Annotated in this window: 25 protein-coding genes; 21 read left to right on the forward strand and 4 right to left on the reverse strand. The window is 40.6% G+C overall.

All coding sequences use genetic code 11. The annotated features are described in order from the left end of the window. The first annotated feature begins 5 nt into the window (after positions 1-5). The 3 genes from B2863_RS11620 to B2863_RS11630 all read left to right on the forward strand — a co-directional run bounded on the left by B2863_RS11620 (position 6) and on the right by B2863_RS11630 (position 1,929). Positions 6-611 (forward strand): hypothetical protein, encoded by a 606-nt coding sequence (locus tag B2863_RS11620; protein ID WP_296210764.1) that lies wholly within the window; start codon positions 6-8, stop codon positions 609-611. 52 nt (positions 612-663) lie between these two features. Next, positions 664-1,170 (forward strand): helix-turn-helix domain-containing protein, encoded by a 507-nt coding sequence (locus B2863_RS11625; RefSeq protein WP_296210766.1) that lies wholly within the window; start codon positions 664-666, stop codon positions 1,168-1,170. 72 nt (positions 1,171-1,242) lie between these two features. Further along, positions 1,243-1,929, forward strand: a complete 687-nt coding sequence (locus B2863_RS11630) for a hypothetical protein (RefSeq protein WP_296210768.1) — start codon at positions 1,243-1,245, stop codon at positions 1,927-1,929. 215 nt (positions 1,930-2,144) lie between these two features. On the opposite strand, the gene B2863_RS11635 is transcribed toward B2863_RS11630, so the two are convergent. Both B2863_RS11635 and B2863_RS11640 read right to left on the reverse strand, forming a co-directional pair. Beyond that, complete coding sequence (locus B2863_RS11635) at positions 2,145-3,653, reverse strand: hypothetical protein (protein WP_296210771.1); 1,509 nt, start codon at positions 3,651-3,653, stop codon at positions 2,145-2,147. 141 nt (positions 3,654-3,794) lie between these two features. Further along, positions 3,795-5,087, reverse strand: a complete 1,293-nt coding sequence (locus B2863_RS11640) for a hypothetical protein (protein WP_296210774.1) — start codon at positions 5,085-5,087, stop codon at positions 3,795-3,797. A 239-nt stretch (positions 5,088-5,326) separates the two neighbouring features. Between B2863_RS11640 and B2863_RS11645 the strand changes: the two genes are divergently transcribed. Continuing rightward, positions 5,327-5,575 carry a hypothetical protein gene (locus B2863_RS11645; RefSeq protein WP_296210777.1) on the forward strand — a complete coding sequence of 83 codons (249 nt, stop codon included), beginning with the start codon at positions 5,327-5,329 and terminating at the stop codon, positions 5,573-5,575. A gap of 408 nt (positions 5,576-5,983) precedes the next feature. Here the strand turns inward: B2863_RS11645 and B2863_RS11650 are convergent, their stop codons facing one another. Both B2863_RS11650 and B2863_RS11655 read right to left on the reverse strand, forming a co-directional pair. Further along, positions 5,984-6,541, reverse strand: coding sequence for a nuclease-related domain-containing protein (locus B2863_RS11650; RefSeq protein WP_339343210.1), 558 nt, complete (start codon positions 6,539-6,541; stop codon positions 5,984-5,986). Positions 6,542-6,597: 56 nt separating this feature from the next. Beyond that, positions 6,598-7,074 carry an AAA family ATPase gene (locus B2863_RS11655; protein WP_296210780.1) on the reverse strand — a complete coding sequence of 159 codons (477 nt, stop codon included), beginning with the start codon at positions 7,072-7,074 and terminating at the stop codon, positions 6,598-6,600. A 248-nt stretch (positions 7,075-7,322) separates the two neighbouring features. Between B2863_RS11655 and B2863_RS11660 the strand changes: the two genes are divergently transcribed. From B2863_RS11660 to B2863_RS11740, 17 genes are all read left to right on the forward strand, one after another. Further along, positions 7,323-7,946 carry a hypothetical protein gene (locus B2863_RS11660; protein WP_296210784.1) on the forward strand — a complete coding sequence of 208 codons (624 nt, stop codon included), beginning with the start codon at positions 7,323-7,325 and terminating at the stop codon, positions 7,944-7,946. A gap of 145 nt (positions 7,947-8,091) precedes the next feature. Beyond that, the gene (locus B2863_RS11665) at positions 8,092-8,958 is read left to right on the forward strand and encodes a hypothetical protein (protein WP_296210787.1); all 867 of its coding nucleotides are present in this window, start codon (positions 8,092-8,094) and stop codon (positions 8,956-8,958) included. A gap of 18 nt (positions 8,959-8,976) precedes the next feature. Continuing rightward, positions 8,977-9,408: an NADAR family protein gene (locus B2863_RS11670; protein WP_296210790.1), complete on the forward strand. Its 432-nt coding sequence runs from the start codon at positions 8,977-8,979 to the stop codon at positions 9,406-9,408. 49 nt (positions 9,409-9,457) lie between these two features. Further along, positions 9,458-10,072: a hypothetical protein gene (locus B2863_RS11675; RefSeq protein WP_296210793.1), complete on the forward strand. Its 615-nt coding sequence runs from the start codon at positions 9,458-9,460 to the stop codon at positions 10,070-10,072. Between the two features lie 558 nt (positions 10,073-10,630). Beyond that, entirely contained in the window at positions 10,631-11,734 is a 1,104-nt protein-coding gene (locus B2863_RS11680) for a replication protein RepA (protein WP_296210796.1), read from the forward strand. Between the two features lie 620 nt (positions 11,735-12,354). Then, positions 12,355-13,323 carry an XRE family transcriptional regulator gene (locus tag B2863_RS11685; protein WP_296210798.1) on the forward strand — a complete coding sequence of 323 codons (969 nt, stop codon included), beginning with the start codon at positions 12,355-12,357 and terminating at the stop codon, positions 13,321-13,323. Between the two features lie 445 nt (positions 13,324-13,768). After that, complete coding sequence (locus B2863_RS11690; RefSeq protein ID WP_296210802.1) at positions 13,769-14,590, forward strand: hypothetical protein; 822 nt, start codon at positions 13,769-13,771, stop codon at positions 14,588-14,590. Positions 14,591-14,598: 8 nt separating this feature from the next. Next, positions 14,599-15,129, forward strand: coding sequence for a hypothetical protein (locus B2863_RS11695; protein WP_296210805.1), 531 nt, complete (start codon positions 14,599-14,601; stop codon positions 15,127-15,129). Between the two features lie 92 nt (positions 15,130-15,221). After that, positions 15,222-16,154: a hypothetical protein gene (locus B2863_RS11700; RefSeq protein WP_296210808.1), complete on the forward strand. Its 933-nt coding sequence runs from the start codon at positions 15,222-15,224 to the stop codon at positions 16,152-16,154. 19 nt (positions 16,155-16,173) lie between these two features. Continuing rightward, positions 16,174-16,599, forward strand: coding sequence for a hypothetical protein (locus B2863_RS11705; protein WP_296210811.1), 426 nt, complete (start codon positions 16,174-16,176; stop codon positions 16,597-16,599). A gap of 23 nt (positions 16,600-16,622) precedes the next feature. After that, a complete protein-coding gene (locus B2863_RS11710) occupies positions 16,623-17,513 on the forward strand; it encodes a pentapeptide repeat-containing protein (protein WP_296210814.1) in 891 nt (296 codons plus the stop codon). A gap of 199 nt (positions 17,514-17,712) precedes the next feature. After that, positions 17,713-20,112, forward strand: a complete 2,400-nt coding sequence (locus tag B2863_RS11715) for a TerB N-terminal domain-containing protein (RefSeq protein ID WP_296210815.1) — start codon at positions 17,713-17,715, stop codon at positions 20,110-20,112. Between the two features lie 23 nt (positions 20,113-20,135). Continuing rightward, the gene (locus B2863_RS11720; protein ID WP_296210820.1) at positions 20,136-21,452 is read left to right on the forward strand and encodes an ATP-binding protein; all 1,317 of its coding nucleotides are present in this window, start codon (positions 20,136-20,138) and stop codon (positions 21,450-21,452) included. A gap of 73 nt (positions 21,453-21,525) precedes the next feature. Further along, entirely contained in the window at positions 21,526-23,775 is a 2,250-nt protein-coding gene (locus B2863_RS11725) for a DEAD/DEAH box helicase (RefSeq protein ID WP_296210822.1), read from the forward strand. Between the two features lie 161 nt (positions 23,776-23,936). Then, complete coding sequence (locus B2863_RS11730) at positions 23,937-24,464, forward strand: hypothetical protein (RefSeq protein WP_296210826.1); 528 nt, start codon at positions 23,937-23,939, stop codon at positions 24,462-24,464. A gap of 53 nt (positions 24,465-24,517) precedes the next feature. Then, entirely contained in the window at positions 24,518-25,036 is a 519-nt protein-coding gene (locus tag B2863_RS11735; protein ID WP_296210830.1) for a hypothetical protein, read from the forward strand. 32 nt (positions 25,037-25,068) lie between these two features. Beyond that, on the forward strand, positions 25,069-25,941 hold the full coding sequence (locus B2863_RS11740) for a thymidylate synthase (protein ID WP_296210833.1): 873 nt from the start codon (positions 25,069-25,071) through the stop codon (positions 25,939-25,941). Positions 25,942-25,943: the final 2 nt, after the last annotated feature.

Here is a 25,943-nt window from a genome sequence, read left to right on the forward strand (position 1 = left end):
AAACCATGAAATACATTGAAACTAAGCTATCTTATGATGAGTTTATCACCCTCTTAAAGTCTCATACTGATTATTCAGAAGGGTATGATTCTGTGGGCGAGTTTGCAGACCGCTCAGAAACACTTGATGCAGGCATGGAAGATTACCCAACCTTTTATTACTTCCCCGATCTTGCTGGCAAGAAATACGTTCTAGAGGAAAACGAAGGTAATGGCGGCTCAGTTGTATATGAAGTAATCGAATGTGATGAAGAAAGTGAATATCCTTGTCAAATTATCTTGCGTGACACAGTGGGCGCGTGGGATGGTGATGCAAATGAAAACATTGCTCTGTATGAGATCAGTGTTAAGCCTTATGAAGCTGATGAGTTTGACACGGATGTAAGGGTTTGGATTGAGTTTTATTACTCAGACTCTACAAATGGCGCTCCGCTTGATAGATACGTGAAAAACAATGACATAAATAAAGAGGATTCAAGCTTTGAGGCTTATAAAGCTCACGAATTTGATACTTACGCAGATGCTCAGGCTTGGATTGATAAGCAAGAAAATAGTGCATACTATTTAAGTAACGGTGAGGTAGATAGACCTAAGTACATAATTACAGGTTAGCAAATAACAAGCCCCTCAAAAACAGCGAGGGGATTTTGAGGGGATTTATAAAATGTCAAAACAAGTGAAAATAGAGATACCACCTGAGATCAGCTTCTTGGATTTGGGCTTACATAAAGATGATGATAGTGCAATCACTTACAAATTGAGCGTACTTAATTCAATGCTTGCGTATAACAACATCAAACTTAGTCAACTTACCCAAGACGATGTAGAGTCTTTACTGGTAATGTGGTATATCAGTCATCGCAAAAACGGTGGCGACCCAGATATGACTGCTGAGCGCCTATTTAATGCTGTAGCTGATACACCTAAATTTGATGTAAAAATCCATTGGGATGCGATTATAGAGCCGCCAACACCTGAGCAAATTAAAGATCTTAGACAGCATACTGGCATGACGCAGCCACAAGTTGCAAACTTGCTAGGCTTATCAAATAGGCAGCTTATAAGTGATTACGAGCGGGGCAATAAGTCACCAAACCTTCAAACATGGACCTTATGGCTATTACTAACCGGGCAACACCCCACATTGACGCTGAGCGATAAGCGATCTTAAGCACTTATAAGAAAAATATAATCAAAAATAGTATGTTTCGGTTGTCACTCAGTCAACTAGAGGATTATTAAGATGACGAATAAAATTAAACCCGAATGGTCGGTTGATATAGAAGAAGAAAAAGAAAAAGCAAATATAGCTAAGAAGGAGAGGCTTGCTAACCAGTTAAAACAAAAGGAATGGGAGCTAGAGAGGCTTTCGAAAACTGCAAAAGGATGGGGGCTTTTAGAACTTGAAGGAACAGAGAGACAGGTTATGTGGGCCAATCAAATTCGAGATGATTTTCTGAATAGGCAAGAAGATGAAATTGACGAGGTTTGTTTTGAATGCCTAATGTCCGATCCAACAGCGCAAACTGCACAGTTTTGGATAGAGTATGGAAAAAAAGACGATGATAAAATATTTGATTTTCTTTTAGGCCATTTTACTGAGGATGAGCTGGCTAGAGAGTCGGCCATGAATAAGCTCAAACCCCTCGAAGGATACTCTGAAAATCAGATTTCATTTGGAGAATCTATTAGAAGAAAGTTTCTATATTCTACAGACGATGTTGATGAAAATCTAATATCAAAAGTTAATGAAAATCCAGAAGCCAACCATGCTAATTTTTGGATATTACTTCGAAAACGTGCCAGCAAGAATATTCTGCCATTTGCAATAGGTGAAAAATCCATTCAGATCATCGCTGATGAAAAAGAAGAAAAACGGCTCAAAAAGAAAAAAAGTGGTGCCAGAGACAGGCTTGGCAGGTTAATGTGATTAACGCTACGCGCACTATAAAGGATTTGATGACGTAGTTTGGTGTATGTACTGCCATAACACTCGCGACGGTGCTAACGACGCTCAGGACGACATGGAAGACGATTGCGCAGGCGGTGCTTGCAAGATCTAATAACAACAGTAATTGATACAGAAAAGGGCGGGCTTTATTTATAAAGCCCGCCCTTTTTTTCATAATGGTAATCTAAATGCAATTAAATCTTATCAGCTGCTACGGCAAAAAGGGATTTTTGATCAAACATATAAAAAGCCTCTCGAATGGCTGGCTTTACTTCATGAAAATTTGAATCACTTTGTAGCGACAATACAGATTCTATCAACTCATTAACAAGAAGATGGTCATACTCACTAATGTAGATAGACTCCATGGCACCGCCGACACTTACTACTAATATTTTTTTATCATCGCTGGTTTCAAATAAACAGTATTCTGTTATTTGGGTAGGATCGTCATTTTGTTTTGCTAGTGAGACAGACGCAAGCAAGTTGCCAGCATAAACATCAAGATAAGCCTCTTCCTCTGTTCTCAAAGGGAACAGTCTTTTTATGCTGTATATACGATCAGCAATTAAGGTTACACGCATGTCCGTATTATAGGGTTTAGGCTTACCTACAGGAAGCTCTTTAAAAAACAACATACCAATAAAGTCTGATAAATATGTCTTTACGCTATAGCTATCATAGTGTTTGCCGCTATTGTCAGATATGAATGCTAGCGCCAATCCAAGCTGATCAAATGAAAACAAATTCGCATCATACATATATGCTTTTTCACGCTGATCATCTTCACAAGTTATTATCTTTACCAGAGTGCCATTCGTGAGCTCTGATGTTTTTTGGATAGATATTTTTGGCTGCAAATCAGAAAAATCCCCAAAGAACGCTTGCCAGAAAATAGAGCTTTCCATAAAACCAAAGTAACCATTGCGATAAGCATTCAGGTCTTTAGCTTGCCAACCCGCGAAAAAGACCTTGAGATCAGAACAGGCTTTCAAGTAAGCGGGGTGTTTTGTATTGCCGCCAGAGCCCACAGTATTCTCTGCTGCTTCACGGATCTGTAAGGAGTCAAATACCTTAGAAAAACTAACTGGTGGTAGATACGCGCCAACAAGCACTCTCAATCGGCCAAATAAATTTGTCTCAGCATAATCGCTTACTTCAAAAAGGCTAGAATCATTGCTTGCGTAATTTTTTATAGCAAAATTACGTGGTAGGCCAGGTTTTTTTGTTCTATTAACCACAGATATATCTGCTATAAACACTTTCGGCTCTAATGCCGCATCAATATCTCCTAATGCTTTATCTCTTAGAATTAGACCTGCGACAAACTCTTTAAAGTCGTTAAATAAAGAAGCATCGCAATATTCCTTCATATCAAGATAAAGCGTAACGCGATTTTGATCTTTATATTGGTCAGAGCAAGATTTTCCTGCAATGCCAAAATCATCGTTTGACACACTATTAATAGTAATGTGTTTGCTAAATACTGGCTCCCATACAATATTGCCATCTAGAAGTATGGAGGTCGTTACCACTATCACCCCCGAATCTTTAAATATCTCCCATCTGGCATCGCTAATTCCTTTTGATTTTAAAAATCCATCAAACACCTTTTGAAATTCACCCTCTTTAAATCCAATCTCGGGTTTACCATCAATGATTGTTGCAATCACTAATTGGTCGTGTTTGTTATACATATTCATAGCATTGTCCTTTTTGTGGGTTGTTTGCTCGCATCATAGGAGCTAATTTCTTACATCCACTTTCAACTAGAAAGAGGTTGTTGAGGTGGTTTTACTGCGCTTATTAATATTTTTAGCATTGGGTTTGAAATAATAGGTAGCTCAAAAGGTATTAAAATTAGTACCAGAGATCGAGTAATTAGTGCGCTGCGCATCACCCAAAGTGGCGTAACTTGTCTTCTGGACTACTGCTTTATGGCGGTACGGCTCAAACAACTCATCTAATGTAGAATGAAAACCACAATCCTCTTCTCTAAACACATAGTCAAAACACATTCTAGATATCGCAGATTGCGGCTCAGATGCGTTACGGAATGCTTTAGTGCCACGCCAAGCACCACTATTAATCTTGTCAAAAATACGTTCTATGCCGCTCACGATAGAGTTCGAGGCGTGTGCATGGGTAATATTTGGCTTTTGCCTATACGCCGCAGCGTTCTCAACAGCTTTATAGATAATGTAGTGCATATCAGAGACCGGCAGATCTTCTAAGCAGGCGAGTAGCATGCCATTGGTTTTAGCACCAAAAGTGGGTGATAAGCTATTCAAATCTGCCCGGTTGGATAGCTGACTTAAGCACTCTGTCAGCTGGATATTTTTGCACAGCAATTCAAACTCAGGGTTTGTTACCAGGGCATGAATGTCTTTTTGAGACTTGGCATAAATCATTATTTCAGTGAGCTCAGATTGAGTGTAAGCAAACTCAAAGGTTGACTGGTAATAGTCAACATCCAGTTTTCCATCTTCAAGGATGGTAACTGTATCGAAACTCTCTTCTGGAACCAATAACAGAGCGTGTAGCTCAAATAGGCGAGAGAGAATCATTTTATCCAATACCATCAATGGAGACAGGGGTAGTGAGAAATTGTGCCGTAAAGAAATGGTCCTTTCTAAGTCCTCTTCACCCAAAATCTCTATCACCGCCGCAATCATCAACTTATGGACGCCAGATAGCTCTGATACAGGCGTGATACAGGCTAACTGGTCCTCTCTATAACCATTGATATAATCAGAAAACGCCTGCACTTGCGCTTGTCTTATGCGTACTGCCTCATCTTGCTGTTGTTGACGGATTAGCTGCTGTTTTTGCCATTCAGCCTCGCGGCAGTCTTTACACTCCCAGTTTTCATAAGCTTTAAAACTAATAAAGTCAGTGCGAGTGCGACAAACATCAGGCTCACCGCAACTTACACATTGGCAATCCACCATAACAAGGCGGCTATTCTCTTTGATAATGATAGGCACATCATAAGGAGTGAGACCAAATTCCTGAGCAATGGTTTTGGTGTTATGTACGAACTTGGGTTTTTTACTGCTTTCTCGGAGCCAATATTGATTGCAAATGCGTTTATTGGTTTCTGTAATACCTGGTCGATAGTGGATCTCTGTTCTCATGGTTGCCTCTGAAAATTTCTCTACATTTAATATGGGTTCTTATCAATTACTGTGTAATTCTACACATAATTCATAACATTACTGTCTATTATAAAGGATTTTATCGTAATAATTATGGTAATATATATTATATTAAATAGCGATTAACTACTATAAAATAATTAGTGTTTTATTCGTGTTAGCCGATAAGTATGACGGTTATGCACTAGAACGCAAACCAATTATAAAAGGGAGTAAAGATGTTGAAAAATATTGTTGTGAATTCACTAAAACTCATAAGCGGCCTACTGCTTTTTATTGCAGTGCTGTTTTTCGCGGCATTTGTTTCAGGTGGCGTGATGGATTACTGCCTTGATAAAGGCATGGGTGCGGGCTATGCTTATCTCTTTGCTATGAGCGCATTAGTTTTTGTGGTTGGCTTATTAGGTGGAGTAGGATGCATTGTGTATGCGGAGCTACATAATCGGAAGTATGATATTAAAAACTAACTTTGCTAGCAGTAGGTGTGAAAAGCACTGCGTTAACCGCACTACCTACCAAGAACCATATTTGATACAATAAAAACCATCCTTCTTAAGAGGGGTGTCGCCGCTCATAAAGCGCTGGCATGACAGTAAAACTCCCTTTTTTGGGATAGCTGAATCGAATGGGTAGGGCTGTCAGAGCGTCATCCAATCCCATCTTGGGATGCCGTCGAGTATAAATACTTACTCATGTTACAATTGATTTTACTTTCCTTCTTATAGGATGAATGAGTGTCGCAGGCATTGCAGACGACATTATCGATATTCCCAGCTTCTTTTCATTAAGAGCAAAAAGGGATAAAAAAAACCACTTAGCTTTCGCTTAGTGGTTTTTTTGTGGGCAGTGATTGAACCAAAGTGGCAAGCATGCACTCAAGAGCCTCTAACGTTTTTTAGGTGAATTCGTTTAGTACGCCAGGTGTTTGGCATCCTTCTGGTTTCAATGTGCTTATAAGCAATGATAATATCAGCAGGTGACATAACCCTATCTTTATAACTCTTAATAAGGCGTATCGTGCCGTACACACTAGTAGCCATACAACTTGGTATAGCGCTATTTTTAAATGTCGCACGACCAACGAAACTTAGTACATTAATCATTGGATAGTCTTTTGACTTCAATAGATACCTCAATGCACCTAAATGTCCATTATTTTGCTTCAATGGATTGTAAAAATCGTAACTGGTGTGGCCAAACGATTGTGTCCAATAGGCCGAATTATCATTGATAGTAATGTTGCCACTGTAGTTTTTTACTTCAATGACAAAAATACCATAGGGCGACACGACAACGTGATCGATCTGGCTTGTGGCACCGTTATCAAATTTCACGGTTACGTTGGACAACACCTTGTACTGGCTGCCTAAAAGAAAAAACATAGCAAGCCTTAACTTCATCTCGCCTATAAAACCCTTCAAAGCACTCATCATTTCTTACTCAATATTTGATTTGTTTTCACCACCTACTACAACAATAGGCGGGATTGTTATGCAGCAAACTCTTCAATGCCGCCTTGACACTCAGTCAAGTTTGCAAAGTTAGACTTGTCATGCTTATCAAAAGCACCAGCCTCTTGAATGGCCACAATAACCGTGTAGCCTTTGCTGATTAGCTGATCAACTGCTTCAAATTCAGACTCATCACCTCTCACTTCATCCCATACCACAATATTCAAGCTATCTTTAACTTGAGGTAGGGCAGATGCAGACTCAACGGCAGATGCGATACCCGCTTGATAGTCAGCACCGGCTAAATTAAGGCTTGTAATAGTTTGAATGTTTTGAGCTTCGACATTAACTTGCTTTATGACAGCCTTAACCGCTTCGGTCTTACCAACACCAGGCTGGCCTGAGAACACCACAAGCTTTGGTGTGTCAGACAGGATGATGTTGGTAATTTCATCGATGAAGCCTGCAGGGAATGCAATTGCATCATTAGACTTTGATATAAGAAAATTTCGCATAATCGATCTCTTTAGTTAGTGGTTAACAATACGAATCAAGCAGATATACATGATATCTCATGTTACGCTAAATAGCATATTATATTTTCTATTAACAATGCTATTTTTGCAACTAAAAAATACAAAATCGAAGTAATAACAACTACTTTAAATAAACGTTAATGAAATAACATTAAATGTTAATATAAATAAATTTAGACATCCTCATGGAATGTATTTTTAAATATTTAGTGAGAACAGGGGTTTTTATGACGCATGTGGTAGGGGTTTTGGCTGAAAGTATGATTAGTTCTAGCAAGGTCGAGGATATAAGCCTGATTCTGTCAGACTCAAACATCATGCTGGATTTTATCAATGAGATATGCAATGTGGCAGAATCCATCGCGATAGATGAGCATGGCGTGTTAAAGAACATGGTTTGGTCATGGCTTAAAGTAAATGGCGATCCCGGTATGGTTTACACGCCAGAATATGATGCAGGTCAAACCATTGTAGTAAAAACTCCATTTAAGACGATATTGACAGACGATGAATATAAAAACCCTATCGTCACACCCAAAACCTTTGGCTTGATATGCACCATGATCGCCACAGTAAGTATTCTGGCGCAGCTAAAGGAAAAGCGCGAAAGAGATTCAGGCTCTGATAAAAAAATGCTTGGACTGATCAAACGTCGCTTAGAAGCTAATATTGATTTTTTTGTTGAATTTTACGCAAACCTAGATGCAAGCCTTAACAAAACACGGGACTTGATCAACAGTAAAGAACCTAGTGAAAATATACATAGAACACCAGTGGTCGCTGACTTTAATTCAATCTCTGCACTGGTTGATTCTTACTCCACCTTAAGAGTATTGGAAACCCGCGCTTAATAAATTACATATAAAATCAAGCCGCTATCTTATGTATAGCGGTTTTTTAATGATTTATCTTTTAAATTAAATAGTGAATATAAATTGCATTGTTACTATTATTTATATAAAATGTTATTTTAACTATCAAATTAAAGGACTTGAAATGGCGTCTAAATCACTGGCATTCGAAGTAGACAATAACGGTGTTGTTGTTGTGTCTGACAGCAAGTTATTTGAGCTGTTAATCATCGCTCGTGCCGCTGCGACATTTTCGCAAAAGATGGCTGATGTCAATACAAAAGGCGTTGATGGAATCAGCGGGTTTGTGGGTTACTACAAGCACACTATCAACAGCACAGCAGGTTTTACGGGCGATAACGACGTTAGTATTATTAGTGGCGATATTCAGACATCGCTTGCTAGAGTTGAAACTAATATTGAAAAGGCTTATTCAAACATCCAAAAGAGCACAAGCAAGTTACGAGTGAGCAACTACCAAAAAGAGACATGGGATTTCTTTGCAGAGTTGGTCGATCTGACGGTTGATTCAGTGCGGGTTATCTCAGATCGCCACAAGTTAATTAAAGGTTTTGATGGTATGTATGACCATAACACTCGGATCAAGTTTAACCAGGGAGACCATGAGTGGGTTTATAACGTCAGAACTAAAGGCGAGGAAGAATCTGTTATCAAGGGTTTTGCTGATGGAGTTGAAATCAAAGACATCAATGGGCCGAATGCCTTGGTATTTTTCCTGCTATACAAGGTTTCTTGGGTGATAGGAATGGACTGTGGTTATGACTTTATGGTTCAACAGCTATCCCGAAATCAAGAGCTTGTTAGAATCGCCAACAAAGTATCAAACATCATCGGTGGTGACGCGGCGCGCTATATCTCTATTGCTTTTAATTTAAAGCATTTGCAAGCAGAGACAAACATCAGTGAAAGTGATGCGTTGTCGCAAGTGATTACTGACCAAGTACGATGCGATCATGATGAATTAAAACGACTTAAATCAGCATTTGCGTAGCATGGAGAGGTGGCGGCAATGATAAAACGATTTGCAGACGAGTATAGATGGGCGAGTAATTTTGCAGCATGTGATGTTGTACTTGATGATGTCGTATATCCTAGCGTCGAACACGCTTATGTCGCCGCCAAGACCATTAACACACAACAAAGACTAGATTTGCTGGACATGACAGCGGGTGAAGCCAAAAGAGTAGGGCGTGCTTTCGATATCAGAGAAGATTGGCTGGACATCAAAATAGCTGTTATGACCGATCTGCTCAATCAGAAGTTCTCACAGCAACCATTCAAAGAGCTGTTATTAGCAACGGGTGATGAAATCATCATAGAAGGTAACTGGTGGGGCGATTTGTTTTGGGGAATGAATTTGGAATGCACCGAGGGTGAGAATAATTTAGGAAAGCTGCTAATGAGTATCCGTAGCAGACTTCAAAATTCCACTGGCATATAATACATAGATGGGCTAGACACAGCTTAACTAAAAACACTTAAGGATTTTTATGCACTACAGCAAAGAGCATTCACCGTCAGCATTAAGTATTGAGAAAATCAATGCTGTGGGTAGAGTTCTAAGTATTCAACAAGAGACGGATATCCCTATTTTAAGCAAAGATAAGTTCTTTGTAGCTTTTGGCGACCATTACCCAATGGGTAAGCGCGATATGAAAATGAATATGAATGATCTGCGGGTAAAAATAAAAGATACTGTCGAACGGTTTTGTCAGATGAACCATTTGCCCTTATTTGCAGCATCATGGTGGCCAGTTTACTCAAAGCTTGGTGCCGATAGCAGCCTTTTTACCACCTCGCTCGTTGGCCTTGATGAGAAAACCGCTAAAGAATGCAAGCTTATTGGGTTTGTTATTGTAGAGTCGCTGACACTAAACCTCTACTACGATATAGAGAGCTATAATTACGATGAGATTGAAAAAGCGGAGCGCGAACTACTAGAGTCTGAGCTGTATCTAATGGCACGCTGGAAAGATGGGGATCTCTATACTGTATGCCTGGATGATGGCAAAGGTGAACGGCTGGAAGAGTATGTTATGCGCTGGAAAGGCGACAGTATAGACGCGGTTATTGAGGACTTGCTATCTGAAATAGCGGAGGCATGATAATTAGAGCCAAAGGCCATCAAAAAACCTTATATATTCACAATATATAAGGTTTTTCACTATAGATTGATGAAAATAAGATACTTATTAGCAGTCAAATCCTTTGACATTGTACGACTTATTGTTTATGATGATTCGTGTGTAGTTAGGCATTTAGCCAACTTTTAGTCACTAAATAAAGGATTTCATTATGAATAACGCAAGGCTTAAAGCCCGTCTAACGAACTTAAACCGACAACCACCTAGCCTTATTTTGACGCTAAAACATTGAATACCAAACAAAAATAATTATTACTGCCAACAACGCGTGGCAAGACCCAAGATAGAAAAATAGTTTATTCTTATTTTGCAAACTATGAAACAATGACGTAATATTGCACTTCTTAAGTTACTTTTTGTAAACAAACTTAAGTTAAGCGCATAAAAAAACACTCTTCGGGCAAGAAGAGTGTTTTTGGGTATAACTCAAAATTAGCACCAACCTATTCAAATTAATGTCCAATTCTGCATGTGCATTGTAGCATATCTAGCAGACTTGGCAAGGAAGCGATTTTAGCCATGAATGAACAAATTTTAGCCATGAATGAACAAAAAAACATAAATGTCACACAGATGCTTGAGATGCATAGCGAATTAACTGATGCACAGAAAACAGCTATGAAGCAGGTTCTAAGTGATGAAGAGTATGCCGCAAGCATAGGCGATGACAACATTGCATCTTATAGCTTTTTTGGCTTCGATGATGAAGCGAGAATTGGCTTAGAAGAAATCCAAGAGCACAATAGCGATCAAAGAAAGTTTATTTTAACTAGACGACAAAAGAAGTTAATAGAAGCTGCATCTGTTATCCAAGATGTCAGTGCTAACGACGCCAAAACTATCGTTTACTATCCCCCTTATTTATCAAAGACGACCCTACCTTTTAGAAAAACAGATGAAATGACCTTTAAGCGTACAAATGGCAGCATTGAGATGTCAATTGTCGCTCACCCTGACTATGGGCTGCCTTATGGTATTGTAGCAAGACGATTGCTGGTTTACTTAGTGAGCTACGCTATAAAAAATAAGGCCAATGCTATACCGGTTGTATCTATCAGGGATTTACTCAGAGAACTAGGAATGGATACGGGTGGACATAACAGCTCTTTAGTATATGACATGCTAAAACGACTTGCCGGATCGACTTTATTTATAACTGGTAACGACAAAGAAGGCGAAGAGATCAACATTAATAGATGCGGCATTATCGAGACTGTGAGTATTAATAAATCCCGAAAACTTAACTCTGGCAACCATGTAACGCTTGATCCTAAATTTTATGAATTATGCTGCATTTCAGCAAGCCCAATCGATAATAGAGTAATAGAGCAATTAACAGCACCGCTTGAGTTCGATCTTTATGTTTTCTTACTAGTGAGATTAATATCGGTTAAGAAGTTAACTCGAATCAAATGGGAAGACTTTATTGGCCAGTTCGGAAGCAGCAATAAGACTGCTAAATCTGCCAAGCAAGAAATCAAAGCTGCTATAGAGCACGTTAAAATCGTCCAGCCCAAAATGAAAGTTAGTTATGATAATGATATTGTCATATTAAAACCCTCTGTTTCAGCAATTAAAACACGAAAAGGAAGATATGCCACTAGAGTCAAAGTAGAGAGCTAATCGTGATTTATATAAAAAAGCCGCTAAAATTAGCGGCTTTTTTTGTGGGTATTTGTCTGTGGATAAGCCTATTAATAAGGCAAGTTATCCACGGTAAAATTCCTACCGAACTGCGGTAAATTTCCTACCAAGCTGCGGTAAATTTCCTACCAAGCTGCGGTAAACTTCCTACCAAGCTGCGGTAAATTTCCTACCAAGCTGCGGTAAATTTCCTACCGAACTGCGGTAAATTTCCTACCACATTCCTTTGTATCGCTTTCGGCTTATGGGATGTAGCGGTCGCCCTATAGTATCTTTCCTGTAGTTCCCCTGTAGTTCCCTGTAGTTCCCCTTTAGCTAACCTATATAAATTTTCCTGTAGTTTATTTTTTATTTCTGTGGATAAATAAGATGTTTGAAAAACCTCTTTAAAGCATGCTAATCGAATCAAATTAAACCATCCTAGCTCGGGTATATTATATTTACAGGTTAAGCTAACGCAGATTGACTCTGTACGACTTATTATACAAAATAAAATGATTAGGTTAGACACTTAGTCAATCTGTAGTTAATAAATAATTTGCTTTATTTGATATAGTTTAGTAAATTGATTTATGAATTTACTAAACTAGGTGTTAATGATGAATGAGAGCGCTGAATTGGTTGTTCTGGCCTTAAAATTATTGAAATGCAATCAAAAAACCTTAGCTGAGAAACTTAGTGTGTCAGCGACTCAGATTACAAAATGGAAGGCTGGCGATTATATATCTATTGATATGAGAGAGAAAATTGAGAACATGCTTGATCTAAAGGGTATGCCTACTAATATGGTACTTATGTCAGGATCGGTTGAGAATGCAATTCAATGGACATCTTTGATTGATACCATAGCAAGCATAGTTGGTGGTATGTCAGAAACGGGTTATGAGACAAAACCTTTGGTTTATCAGGAAGAACTTGGTGAGTTAGGTTGGAGTACATTTTTGACTTTAGATGAGATGGGTGTCGTTTTACCTGATACCTTTCCTAATGAACTCAAAGAGGCTAATCAAGCCTATAACGATGATAGTGATGAATATGATAATGAAGAAGCTTTTGACGTTATTATCAACAACCCTTACTCTGCACTAATTTATAAAATATACAAAAACCTAAATGATGTTTATGGGTTTTATGCCGCTTACGTCCATAAAATAATGTTTAATGACGAGCTCGATCTATTTTGTACTGATGCTGACAATATTGAACCTAGTTTAATGGACTTAGCTGCCAGTAAGCTTAATGAAGAAGATACACAGTTGGCGACCAACTTTCTAAGCTTTAGACTTAAGACAAAAACCAATTTTGAAGAATGGTTGAATATTGTTAAGCTGGCCGCTATTGAGCGCAATGTTCCATTAGGTGCTGAGCTATTAGATATGATTCATCAGTCGTCAGACGCATTGTGTCATAATGCTGAGAGACAGGCATTAGGTCTCAATAAAGAACGTTTGCATCCTGATATCTACATGAATGAGTTATTAGTAGGTATGCGTACCATGCATGCTGTATTACCCCATATTCTTAAAAAGCTGGATATTCAGGTTGATGTTCTTGGTAGCCAGCTTTAGTGCAAACCACTTAAGTAGCTTCTTTTTGTTAGGGTTAAAAACCACCAGCCTATGTAAGTTGGTGGTTTTTCGTTTTCATAGTCGTTTACCCTATGCTAGAACACTCTTAGATACTCTCCTTGCTCTCAAAGACGCCTTATGCCGCCAAAGTACCTCTATGACATCAATGAAGGTTCTGTGCGCTCAGTGACACGCTCTACGATGCCAATAGCGATAAGCTGACAATAAAAAAGGCCACTCTTACCACATCCTTTCAAGTGTAGGTATTACCCAAGAAACCCATGCTAAGCACTAACGGGCATCAGAATTTTTTCTGAATATATATCAATAAGAAGATACTTATCGATGGTCCTTACAACTTGACTATGTACGACTTATTGTATAGTATATAGATATTAGGTTAGGCATTTAGCCAACCTGCAGTTATTAAATCAAGGATCTCTTTATGAATATCGCAGAGCTTGCAGCCCATCAAAAAAACCTAGCACAACAAATACCCGGCTTTATTGAGAAGCGGGACAGAATGATCCAGACCGCAGTAAACAGAGCCAATAATTATCTTAATATCCTCAATAGCGGCGGTACTGATGTTGCAGAACGATTTATCGCTCAACAGCGTAAAATCGTCAAAGCTCAGCCAATACCTATGGCTAAGAAAATAGAAGGGATTGACTACTTGCCAGCAGTACGCCATGCCTTTAAGGGCGTTAGCATGCCTGAATCACAAGTCGTTAATAGCATTGAGAAAGAAAAACAAAGAAACATGGGGTACATTCTAGCGGGACTGCTACCTATCGCTGTAGATGAATCAGTCGTTATGACAATCATCAATGCCTCTCCAGTACCTAACGGCCTTACCGACGTTGCCACGATCAAAAAATACCTGTCAGATAGGCTAATGAGTTTTTTATCATTTGCTCATTACCAGACAGCACTAAATAAGCTTAGCGCCGCACTTACAACAGGCAAAGAAATTACCTTTTCAAATTATTCGATACGTGATACCAATGAGATTGCATACCTTGTTGGGTATCTGTATGTATTCGACTTCCTTTACGCTACAAAAAACAATCTTACTTATCCAGAAGTAGTGGCTCAGGCTGGCGGCTTTATCAGCAACGTCATGACAATACATACTGGAAAAAATTTGGAAAAAATGACAGGGATTGATCTAGGATTGCCCTTAAAAGAGGCGCTTAGACTTACTTTGAAAGCAACTACTGTATCGGCAATAACCCAACCTACCCAAAATATTCGAGCAAGTTAAGGACTACAATGCAAATAACCGAACTAAAACACTTAACCACATGCATTGATTTAAATAACGGCAATCAATGCATAGACGGAAAGCATCATCTTTTCGTGTTCTCTTTAAAAACTGGCAATGCAGGGTTTGAGGTGTTTTATAAGAACGAAGACATGCCCTATAAAGTCAAACAGGTATCTGGTGTTAGCAGACGGGTGACAGATGAAGAGTTCTCTCGGCTTAACGCCCTATGCAGAATCAGACTAAACCAAGAAGTAAATAACAACCTTGTTTTGATACCTGAGTATGTGCATATAGCGAAAATTATTGCCATTGAACTACAAGCCACAGGATTTGAAGATTTCCTTGAAGTCGCGGCAAAGCTACACGCTAGCACCAACGAGAACGACGCTCACTTCCAACTATCAGAGATGCTTTTGTGGGAGATGGAGCTAGTAGAGATGGACGACGACGAGACTGATGTACTCATTGATAGTATTATTCATAAGCTGCGCGGTTCAGACCAACCATCTGAATGGAATAAGTATCTTAGGCAGTAGATCTAGCGGCAGTTATCCTTGTATATGAAGTAAGCTTTTTTCATCGAAACAACTTTGGTTGTAAATCAAAATACCACTTAAGGAAATCAGTAATGCAAAAGAACAAAAGCATCAAAATGGCAGTAAGCTTGGCACCTGCAGGATGGGCGCAAACATTTATTAAAAAAGTACCAACCATTCAAAAAGATCTTGTAGATGCAGCTGATCACTTTCAAAAGAATGTCAGTAAAAAACGTTGGAGCGAATGGTCGTTAATGCCAATGATAGGCTGGTACTCTATCGCTGCTGGTTTGTTTGATTTCAAAGATAATGAAGGACAAATGACGGCAGAGGAATACAAAGACCTTTGCATGTTTGTTGCTGCGATGGCTTGGTCTTACGAGCAAAGAACCTATGTTATCAATAACAAGGTTGAGGATAGCAATAGCAGCAACCTATCAGTATTAAAGATGCCGTCACGCGCACTACTGAACCTGACTCAAGGTCATAAGTATGGTTTCTACATCTCACTTGATAACGAAATTGTAGAAGAAGGGGAGTTTAGTAATCGACCTTCACCAAAAGGCCCAATACAAAAAGAAGGGATCTTGAAGGTTGATGGCATGATGGTCGTGATGATAGATGAGATGTCACCACCTACGTTTGAGACTAAAGCTGAGTTTATGCTGGTACTGATCAGTGGAGACGCTATCAACACTATTTTCATAAAAGTTGGCGATTGGACGATTGAGGAAGCGATCATTCAACACCTTAATTTAGATTTGGAAATGACAGAAACTCAAGCTAAAGAGCATATTGTTTCATACGCATCTGTCTTAAACGTGCTGATGTTTTTCTGCACCAATCAAACGGAATTCCTTGTACCTAAAGATGTTGCTAGTAGAGAAAAGAGTATCGATCCTGGTGTAATCAATCCAGACGTGCGCTTCTTAAAGTTTGATACTGTTTTAGGTGATGGTAATAGAGACTGGCTGGCGGTTGAGACTGATGGTTGGGTTGATGTTGAATTAGCGGCAATAAACTAATAGCGAAACAGGTGACAGCATGGCTTCAAAATACGGACAGATAGCGAGTGAAAACTTAATTGATATCATCACTCGAAAGAAAATACTTGAGGCGCGAGGGCTAAGCTTTGGGGCAGCCACTGATGCAGGCCTTAACCCGAGTGTTTATGAGTATCGGAACTTATCAGTAGGGGAGGTTGAAGCCCGGCTTGATTTCAAGATCTGGAATAAAGGTTCGGCGCTATCACTTCATTTCACAGACCTTAGAAGTAATAGAACCTTCAAAGTCGGAGTTTTTAAAAATAAAGACGCCGATATTTATTCGGACAGAGCAGGTAATATCGACTTCTCAGCTGCAGGCATCAATGGTTCAGTATATAAAATTGAAATAGTGACCAGTGGTGCAAGCAATTTTGCTATAAAAACTGCTAAACTATCATTTAGTAACGAATACTTACTAAAATAATTCTAGCAAACAGGCCATTAACCATGAAACTAACTACTAGCAAGCTAACTAGTGCTTTACTGAAACTGGCGGGCAAACAGTACCGCCCTGATGCAAGCATCGACTATTCAAAGCGTGATTTAACAGATGAAAATTTCTTAGACAACAACGTCAAAGGATTAAGTTTTTACCAGTCAGACCTAACGGGTGTGGATTTTACACATGCCACCGCCACGCAATGCTTGTTTGATGAGGCAATTATGGTTGGTGCTGTATTAGACAATGCTGACTGCACAGGCTCTAGTTTTGAGAAGATTAAAGCTAAGAACCTAACACTCAAAAATACAAACTTAACGGACACGGCTTTTTATCAAGTAAGGTTGATGTGTATTGATTTTGGAGCGGCGGTCATGCATAAGACTGCGTTTAGAGCAAGCGACTTGTCTCATAGTGATTTGTCAAAAATCGACATAGCTAAATGTGATTTCTCTATAACGCGATTGAACGGATGCAACCTAACAGGCTTAGACCTAAGTGACTGTAGTTTCAACGTAGTCAAATTTATCGCTGCCAACATGGATGACGTTACCCTTAGCGGCGCATATTTCAATACAGTTAATTTTGATAATGCCTTACTTACCAATACCGACTGCCAAAATACTACCTTTGATCATTGCAGCCTAGAACACACTATTGCAAGCAACAGTAATTTTGAAGGCTCGAAGTTCATAAAAAGCAACCTTGAATGGGTAGATTTTACGAACAGCAACCTACGTGGCGTTGATTTTAGCGGCTCAAGCGTCGATGGCGCAGATTTTGAAGGTGCTGACCTTACTGGCGCAAACTTCACTGGTGTTTTTGCTGAAAGTCTAAAATTGAGCGACGAACAAAAAAGCGTCGTTATCGGGCTACATCCATGTTGGCAAGCGGGTTAATACCTCTACTCAAACCTTTCAAGCTAGCAAAATAACGTTAGGAATGCCGGCACCATGCCGACGTTTTCAAAAAAAAGTACAGAATAAATAGAACTCACGATAAGCGTTCAAATGATTGTCTTATGGCTATTTATTATCTAGGCGGCTTTTCATTAATAGTGGAGGGTACGCCATAACTGACTTATACGATGAAATCACTATGAGTAATAACAAAAACGACGACCGGTATGACGAGTTTACTCAATTCGACACGCTTCAACAGTATGGCGAAAGAAGACTTAGAAACGAGATTAAGATTGCCAGACCAAAACCTATCAGCGAAAAACCCTTAAATACGAAGCCACCTGCTAAAAAGTCGTCAAGCATCCTATCTGGCTTCAAAGAGTTCTTTATGAATGCGGCCACATCCACCAATGTTGTTGACGATCATGTTAGCAGCGAGGGCGTATGGGTAGGCTGGCAAGAAAAAGCCACCGTACATGACCGCAGCATTGATGGCGGGTTCTTCTACTTAGCAGAAAGCCATAGTGGAGCGTTTGGACAAGATAACCCATCAGAGGTCGTCTTAGACAAAGATGCAGCCATTAGCCAAAGCCTACCGTACGCCCTAGATTGTTATAAAGACGATAGCCTCAGTTACTGGCCCAGTTATTCAAAACTGTCTGTTCGTTGCCGTGGGGTTTACTTAGACTGGCTTGCATCGTCCCGAAATAATACTCAAATACCTCTAGGCTATGTTTTTATCTATTTTAGCGGGCTTGAATATCGCGTCATCAATGAGCATAAGTCGATCAACGATGATGAGTTCATCACTATCTACAAAGAAGTGGTACGCCTGTATAACACCTATGGCAGTAATTACTCATTCGCCAATTTCAGCGCTAATTTTGCAAGCTACATGAGAGCGTTGCGCCCAGAGCTTATCAAGAGCTATGACAGCAACAGAATCCAAGAGACCAGCGGCATCATTAACAAGGCTGAGTCTGGTGTAGAGCTGCAGATATCTAAGAAAATCAGGGATGATGAGCCAATCACTCCAAGCCTTGCTTTGGCATGGGTTAAAAGAAGCACTCAATTTAGTACCACAACAGTCCATAAAAGAATGGAAAGTGAGTTTGAGTTTTTATTCACAGACTCTTTTAATAAAGAGTTTCCAAATGGGTTGATACTGAAAAATAATGGCAGCTCACTCAGCCGAGTTTACGATCCTAGTAACTACGCCATCACAAAAACATCATTTCCCTTTAGCGCGCTACCAAACCCTCAGACCTACACCATACCTTTTAGAAAGCTAATAGGGATAGCTGAGAGATCTAGTGCGGCATTGGCTGCTGCAAGTCGCTACTTAGGGAAAAACGACAACAACCATAAGAGTTTGGATTTCATTGCCTTATTGCCGCAGCCGCTTATTGCACACAAGGCTGCAAACAACGACACAATGATGGATGGCCTGAAAGATTGGGCTTATCGTGTGGTTGCTCGTGATGGCGGCCTGACGACGACCACAGAGCTATGGGCTAAGATAAAGAGCCCTCTCATCAATAATAGCGAAACCGCAGCAGCTGACGATAAGAGTTTTCAAAAAGACAGCCGCGCGATGTCAGTGTTATTAGAAGCGCTTGGCTACGGTGTTGCGCCTGATAAGCGCTACCATGATGAGGATATGAACCGGTTTGAGTCTATCGTATTATTCAAAAGCTGGCATGAGGACGATATTTTTGTTGGTCCCTCATATTATGATGCCAAATCAATCATTGCTTTAGCTTGTGTGATCGCTAAAACCAATGACGATACACCTAATGAGACCGACAACCTCACACAAATTGATGTTTTTGGTACGGCCGCGGCTATCATGGCATGTATCGATAAACACCTAGATATTACTGAATATGAGATGTCGTCACTAAGTGCTTATGCCTTGTGGCGTTTAACCAACAACAATAGCAAAGTTCAGCTCAAGCCTAAGAAAGACCACTTTAGAAGTGTCACCAGCCTGGAGGCGGCCAATTTGATTATTGAGGCGGCTTTCTCTGATACCAACTTTAATAAGCATCGAATCAACAAGGCTCAAAAGGTTTTTGTGTACTTAGGTGGCAGTAAAGGCGGCTTACCAAGCATCATCCATCGTCTGCAGACATCAGGCAGTATCGCAGGGGAAGAGCCGTCTGGCGGCGCGGCATTAGATTTCGATAAGCTCAAGCAGTACGAAAACGAGACTAAAAATTCAGCTCAAATGCTCAACACCGTTTTTTCAGACGACTCTGAGACTTCGATCGAGCCTGTAGTCAATTCCGATAAGGCAGCAACAATGACGCCTATCGAGACTCCAAAGCAAACCGATACCGCTGTTTTGAATGAAGCACAAGATGATGGTTTGGACAGCGCTCACAGACAGCTATATCAAACCTTAATACAAAAAGAGGTTTGGAGTCGTGATGAGGTTGCTGAGATGTGCAAAGCCTTAAATCTGATGCTAAGCGGCGCAATAGAGACTATCAACGACTGGTCTTTTGACCGTATCGATGAGGCGGTCATTGAAGAAGATAGTGAAATCACTGTTGATATTGAGTCAGTCGAAGAACTCAACAAACTAAACTAAATTAAACCAGATAGGAATAGACCATGGCTACCGGCAGAATTAAAACCAAAGATAGAAACGCGATCATTCAATCACTAAAATCAGGGGTAACACCCAGAACGGGCATTCAACATATCCAGGTTGGACGTTTCAATGAGCTTCAAGCGTTAATTAAAGACATTGATGATATCGCAGATGGCGGTGCCGCATTCAGACTGGTCATTGGTGATTACGGTTCAGGTAAAACATTCTTCTTGAGTGTTGTACGATCCATCGCGCTTGAGAAAAAGCTTGTGACCATCAATGCTGACTTATCACCTGATAGACGTATTCACGCCAGCGGCGGGCAAGCCAAGGCATTGTATTCAGAGTTGATGCGCAATATGTCTACTCGAAACAAACCCGATGGTAATGCTTTATCTAGCGTGGTTGAGGGTTTTATCAGTATTAGCAGACAAGAGGCTGATGAATTAGGCGTACCTACTACTGACGTAATCCGTGGCAAGCTATCAAAGCTGACCGAGCTTGTCGGTGGCTACGACTTTGCCAAGGTTATCGAAAACTATTGGACAGGGTATGAAAACGGCGACGATACCTTGAAGTCAAACGCTATACGCTGGCTTCGCGGCGAGTATGAGACCAAGACAGATGCCAGACGTGACTTGGGCGTTAGAAGCATTATTGACGACGCCGCGTTCTACGACTCACTAAAGCTATTAAGCTTGTTTGTTCAACAGACTGGCTATAAGGGGTTATTGGTTAACCTCGATGAGCTGGTGAACCTATACAAATTAAATAGCTCAGCTGCACGCAAATCTAACTACGAGCAGGTATTGCGCATCCTAAATGACTGCAGACAAGGTAGTGCTGAAAATATTGGCTTCTTGTTAGGCGGTACACCTGAATTCTTGCTTGATACCCGTAAAGGGCTATACAGCTATGATGCACTGCAGACCCGCCTAGCTGGTAACAGTTTTGCTGAAAAAGCAGGGGTTATTGATTATTCAGCACCGGCGTTACATCTTGCAAACCTAACACCAGAAGAGCTATACATCCTACTTAAGAACCTAAGACATGTTTACGCGGGCGGGGATGAAGAGAAGTACCTGGTGCCAGACGAATCGCTACAGTCATTCCTGCAGCATTGCAGTAAGACTATTGGTGAGAGTTACTTTAGAACACCGCGAAATACCATTAAAGCCTTCTTGGACATGCTGACGGTCATCGATCAACAACCCGACATCTCTTGGGATGATTTGATAGAAAGCACCACCATTGCCGCTGAGATTGCATCTGATGCCGACATAGAGGTATCAGAAAGCGATAGCCGTAATGATGAGTTCACAAACTTCACCCTATAAAGCCGACTGTTTGACGACTGACCACTACTATCAAGGTAGTGGTTTTTCGGAACATTACTAAGAAGGTTTGGTTATGCAGCATAATGCAAATGAGCAATACCACAGGCTCGATGGCCGTATACGCAAATGGATGTTTAAACAGGGCTGGAGTGGGCTCAGAGACGTTCAAGTGGATGCCATACCGCCCATACTGAGTGGTAACATGGATGTTGTGATCAGCGCCTCAACAGCTGCTGGCAAGACAGAGGCTTTCTTCCTACCCGCCATTAGTGCCGTTCTTGATTCTAGAGAAGCCAACAAGAATGGTGATAGCGATGGTATCGATATCATCTATATCAGCCCCCTAAAAGCATTAATCAATGATCAGTATCGTAGGCTTGAGAGCTTATCTGAGTTAACAGACATACAGATCACTTCTTGGCATGGCGATAGCTCTGCTAGTGCTAAGCAAAAGCTACGAAAGAAACCTACTGGCATAGTGCTAATCACGCCTGAGTCATTAGAGGCAATGCTAATCAATCACCCCAGTTGGGCTCGTAAAGCCTTTAAAAACCTCAAGTATGTGGTCATCGATGAGTTTCATGCATTCTTAGGTACTGAGCGTGGGCATCAACTCATCTCTTTACTTACTCGCCTAGACTATGTATCCCAGCGCGAGAAGAACCCAGCGGCGCGTGTCGCTTTGAGTGCAACACTTGGGAACATAGACAGCACACCTAAACTACTACGCCCGTCAGAAACCCTAGCTAGCATCATTATTAAAGAGCCTGATAGGCCGCCTAGCGCAAGAATACTTCTAAAAGGCATCATCAATCCATCTAGCGAGAACAAGGACGGTGTGAAGGCATACAATCGTCCTAGTAGCGAAAGACAGATAGCCGACGATCTCTATGAGTTTTGTCGTGGTAGAAATAATCTGGTTTTTGCAAACAGCCGAGGCCTAACAGAGAGTTTGTCTGCCACGCTATCAGATGAATGCGGCTCCAACATCGTGCCTAACGAGTTCTTCCCGCATCATGGATCGTTATCAAAAGACCATAGAGAGAACTTAGAGCAAAGGCTGCAGAAATCACAGCACCCAACAACAGCTATTTGTACCATGACATTAGAACTTGGTATTGATATCGGTAAAGTAGATGCCGTAGTCCAGGTAACTAGCCCTCATACCGTATCAAGCCTAAGACAGCGATTAGGACGCTCGGGGCGGCGTGATGGCTACCCTCTGTTGAGGATGCTCATTGTTGAACAAGAGCTTGATGAGAAGTCCAGTTTTTCTATAGAGCTTCGATTTGAACTGGTGCAGTCATTAGCCATGCTACGGTTGCTACTGATTGATAACTGGTTTGAGCCACCTGATGTATCACTGATGCACTTCTCAACGCTTTTACATCAGATGCTGGCGGTGATCGCTCAGTATGGCGGTATCCAAGCGGGGCAGCTCTTTGAGCTTTTGTGTGTGAAAGGTGTATTTAATAACATCACATCAGCAGAGTTTATGACCCTGCTACGCGAGATGGGTAAAGGTGAGCTTGTCACACAGTTGAGCGATGGTCAGCTGGCACTTGGCGTCGTGGGAGAGAGAATAGTCGAACACTATACTTTCTATGCTGTGTTTAAATCGCCCGAGGAATATCGTGTGGTTTGTGGTCCAAAGACGATTGGCTCGATACCAGTCGATAACATACTTATGGCAGGTGAGTTTATTATCTTTGGCGGTAAGCGCTGGCAGGTGATAAGTACTGACATGCAAAATAAGGTTGTGGAAGTTCGATCGGTTAAAGGCGGTGGCCGGCCACCAATATTTGAAGGCAGTCCAGGCGGCGTTCACAGTCGTATCGCGCAAGAGATGTATCGCATCTACACAAAAGGCGATTACCGGGTAGAGAGAGGCGATAAGAAGTTAGATTTCATTGACCAGACAGCGCGTGAGTTGTTTTTAGAAGGCGTAAGTGCATTCAATAAATTTGATGTTGCGCATCAGACGATTGTGGAAAGAGATGGCAGCACCTATATTTTCGTATGGGCCGACAGAAAGATACTCAATACACTCTCTGCTATTTTAACGGGTGCTAGGTTCGGTTGTATGATTGACTACCAGTACATACAGGTGCTTAAAACCGACGAGGCTGAGATAAAAGCATTTCTAAAAGAGCTTCAAAAATCAGAGCTTCCAGCTGCTTACGACTTAGCAGAAATCATTGGTGGACTACAGATTGAAAAGTTTGACGAACACATACCAGAAGAACTTCTTAAGATGGGCGTTTCTGCCAAAATGTTTGATGTTGACGGGTTAAAAGAATGGCTAGATAGTCAATCTTTTTAAATATTTACATATACTTAGCTGATGCAGACTGAAAACCGACGTTATGTCGGTTTTCATTTAATAACTACACGCAAACAGTTTCTTTGTTACTAAAATTTATATATAATTAGAAGATTGTTATAGGCGATTACGAATAATTTATTTCACACTAGGACTTATGTATGGACGGCCCGAAAAGACAATTACTAGCAAAATCTCTACTAACTGCATTACTCCCCATTATTAGCAAGGCGCGCTTAAGTGAAGAAGATGGCTGCATGGCGTATGCCGTCTCCAAGAACGAAGTAAAAGGCTACGATGTTAGTGTTGGACTATCCCTGTATAGCGACTTTGAACCAGTCAAACCATTCAAATACAACATATTCGATATAGGCTTCAATATTATTTTTAAGCAATGCATGTTCAATAACGAAGCACAGGCTTATGAATGGGCGTCGGAAGACTATGAGATCAATCACTCACCACACAATAGAAGTGTTGTTTGGGGCTGGCATGAGCCTGGTACTTACCGTCCTGAGCTGGCCGTGAAAGGCGTGAAAGATATCGGCCTTGGTGATGATAAGGCGATTGCTAAGCTTATATTTAATACGCTGGCTGAGAAACTAGATAAAGCCACTACGCTGACGTTTGCTAAGAAGGTTTTTGCATTGTCAGAATCAACCGCTATTCGACCTAATATGGTTAAGTAGCTCGATGTATTTTTTTAAAGAAAGGCCAGTTACGTTAGAAGCAAGGGTTTTCCATGAATATTAATAGCAATAAATGCTTAAGCCTGCCGTTGCCACTCAGAAAGAACCTTTTATCTTACGACGAAACCATACATTACTGGAAGCTTCTCGACGGAAGATCAAATGACAAGAAAATTCTTTTAAGATCACTAATACATAGAAACATCATTAACATCTTGCCTGGTTATAAACCCAACAGACTCGACTGCGTGCGAATTAACGATAAGAGCTATACCGCTTATTTTAAACCTCAAATCAAAGGAGAGTTCTTATGCATAGACAACCAAGGACGAGAGTACTGGATGAGTGGGGATATGATCGGCCTGATAGCGACGATAAAATCATTCAAAGCTTATGCTGATAAAAATGAAGATGCGATCTTAATGAATATGACGCAATCTATATTAAAAGATCTGTCTAATGAATTTAAAAGACTGGCAGGCCAGAGTGGCTTTCCATCAGTAAGCTCTCATAACATGGCAGTGGATATAAAGAATATACACACAGCCTTAAAACACTGGTTAAGCGCTTAACCAGCCACTTACATCAAAAGCAAGGAATATCAATGAAACGGGATTATAGCGATATCACAGGAGAGCAGGGCTATCTAAACTTGCTGGACTATATACTAAAACACGGTGAGCAAAAAGGCGATCGCACCGGCACCGGCACCCTCACTGTACTTGGCGCACAGCTACGGTTTAATTTAGATGAAGGCTTCCCCCTTCTAACCACTAAGAAAGTCCATTTCAAATCCGTGGTTCATGAGCTGTTGTGGTTCTTGAGTGGCGATACCAACGTGAAGTACCTGCAGGAAAACGGGGTGCGTATTTGGAACGAATGGGCGACTGCTGAACAGACCGCAAAATTCAATCGCCCAGAAGGAGAATTGGGTCCTATTTACGGACATCAGTGGAGAAATTATGGGGCGACCAAAAAGGCAGATGGCAGCTATAATAATGATGGTGTTGACCAAATTAAGCGGGTTATTCATGAAATAAAAACCAATCCTGACTCAAGACGATTAATCGTTAGCGGTTGGAATCCGGCGGAAGCAGACCAGGTTGCCCTGCCGCCATGTCACACCTTTTTTCAGTTCTTTGTAGTGAATGGTAAGCTCTCATGTCAGCTAATAATGCGATCCAATGATAATTTTTTGGGCGCTCCATTCAACATTTGTTCATACTTTTTACTTCTAATGATGGTAAGTCAGGTATGTAATCTTGAGGTTGGGGAGTTTATTTGGAATGCTGGCGACTGCCATCTTTATAACAACCATATTGAGCAAGCGAAAGAACAATTAAGTCGAAGTTTGTTCAAACCACCGCAAGTTATTTTAAACAAGAATATCGATAACATCTTTGATTTCGGGTTTGACGACATACAACTCATTGATTACCAATCACATCCAGCCATCAAAGCGCCAATCGCTGTTTAGAT

The sequence above is a fragment of the Psychrobacter sp. UBA3480 genome (assembly GCF_002377945.1).
Taxonomy (GTDB): Bacteria; Pseudomonadota; Gammaproteobacteria; order Pseudomonadales; family Moraxellaceae; genus Psychrobacter.

Bases quoted from the DNA above. Each gene is read 5' to 3' on its own strand.
- B2863_RS11645 (WP_296210777.1), top strand. From the start codon at position 5,327: ATGTTGAAAAATATTGTTGTGAATTCACTAAAACTCATAAGCGGCCTA.
- B2863_RS11715 (WP_296210815.1), top strand. From the start codon at position 17,713: ATGAGTAATAACAAAAACGACGACCGGTATGACGAGTTTACTCAATTC.
- B2863_RS11695 (WP_296210805.1), top strand. From the start codon at position 14,599: ATGCAAATAACCGAACTAAAACACTTAACCACATGCATTGATTTAAAT.
- B2863_RS11655 (WP_296210780.1), bottom strand. From the start codon at position 7,074: ATGCGAAATTTTCTTATATCAAAGTCTAATGATGCAATTGCATTCCCT.
- B2863_RS11670 (WP_296210790.1), top strand. From the start codon at position 8,977: ATGATAAAACGATTTGCAGACGAGTATAGATGGGCGAGTAATTTTGCA.
- B2863_RS11735 (WP_296210830.1), top strand. From the start codon at position 24,518: ATGAATATTAATAGCAATAAATGCTTAAGCCTGCCGTTGCCACTCAGA.
- B2863_RS11665 (WP_296210787.1), top strand. From the start codon at position 8,092: ATGGCGTCTAAATCACTGGCATTCGAAGTAGACAATAACGGTGTTGTT.
- B2863_RS11630 (WP_296210768.1), top strand. From the start codon at position 1,243: ATGACGAATAAAATTAAACCCGAATGGTCGGTTGATATAGAAGAAGAA.
- B2863_RS11650 (WP_339343210.1), bottom strand. From the start codon at position 6,541: ATGATGAGTGCTTTGAAGGGTTTTATAGGCGAGATGAAGTTAAGGCTT.
- B2863_RS11660 (WP_296210784.1), top strand. From the start codon at position 7,323: ATGACGCATGTGGTAGGGGTTTTGGCTGAAAGTATGATTAGTTCTAGC.
- B2863_RS11720 (WP_296210820.1), top strand. From the start codon at position 20,136: ATGGCTACCGGCAGAATTAAAACCAAAGATAGAAACGCGATCATTCAA.
- B2863_RS11705 (WP_296210811.1), top strand. From the start codon at position 16,174: ATGGCTTCAAAATACGGACAGATAGCGAGTGAAAACTTAATTGATATC.
- B2863_RS11680 (WP_296210796.1), top strand. From the start codon at position 10,631: ATGAATGAACAAATTTTAGCCATGAATGAACAAAAAAACATAAATGTC.
- B2863_RS11620 (WP_296210764.1), top strand. From the start codon at position 6: ATGAAATACATTGAAACTAAGCTATCTTATGATGAGTTTATCACCCTC.
- B2863_RS11690 (WP_296210802.1), top strand. From the start codon at position 13,769: ATGAATATCGCAGAGCTTGCAGCCCATCAAAAAAACCTAGCACAACAA.
- B2863_RS11685 (WP_296210798.1), top strand. From the start codon at position 12,355: ATGAATGAGAGCGCTGAATTGGTTGTTCTGGCCTTAAAATTATTGAAA.
- B2863_RS11740 (WP_296210833.1), top strand. From the start codon at position 25,069: ATGAAACGGGATTATAGCGATATCACAGGAGAGCAGGGCTATCTAAAC.
- B2863_RS11625 (WP_296210766.1), top strand. From the start codon at position 664: ATGTCAAAACAAGTGAAAATAGAGATACCACCTGAGATCAGCTTCTTG.
- B2863_RS11640 (WP_296210774.1), bottom strand. From the start codon at position 5,087: ATGAGAACAGAGATCCACTATCGACCAGGTATTACAGAAACCAATAAA.
- B2863_RS11700 (WP_296210808.1), top strand. From the start codon at position 15,222: ATGCAAAAGAACAAAAGCATCAAAATGGCAGTAAGCTTGGCACCTGCA.
- B2863_RS11730 (WP_296210826.1), top strand. From the start codon at position 23,937: ATGGACGGCCCGAAAAGACAATTACTAGCAAAATCTCTACTAACTGCA.
- B2863_RS11710 (WP_296210814.1), top strand. From the start codon at position 16,623: ATGAAACTAACTACTAGCAAGCTAACTAGTGCTTTACTGAAACTGGCG.
- B2863_RS11635 (WP_296210771.1), bottom strand. From the start codon at position 3,653: ATGAATATGTATAACAAACACGACCAATTAGTGATTGCAACAATCATT.
- B2863_RS11675 (WP_296210793.1), top strand. From the start codon at position 9,458: ATGCACTACAGCAAAGAGCATTCACCGTCAGCATTAAGTATTGAGAAA.
- B2863_RS11725 (WP_296210822.1), top strand. From the start codon at position 21,526: ATGCAGCATAATGCAAATGAGCAATACCACAGGCTCGATGGCCGTATA.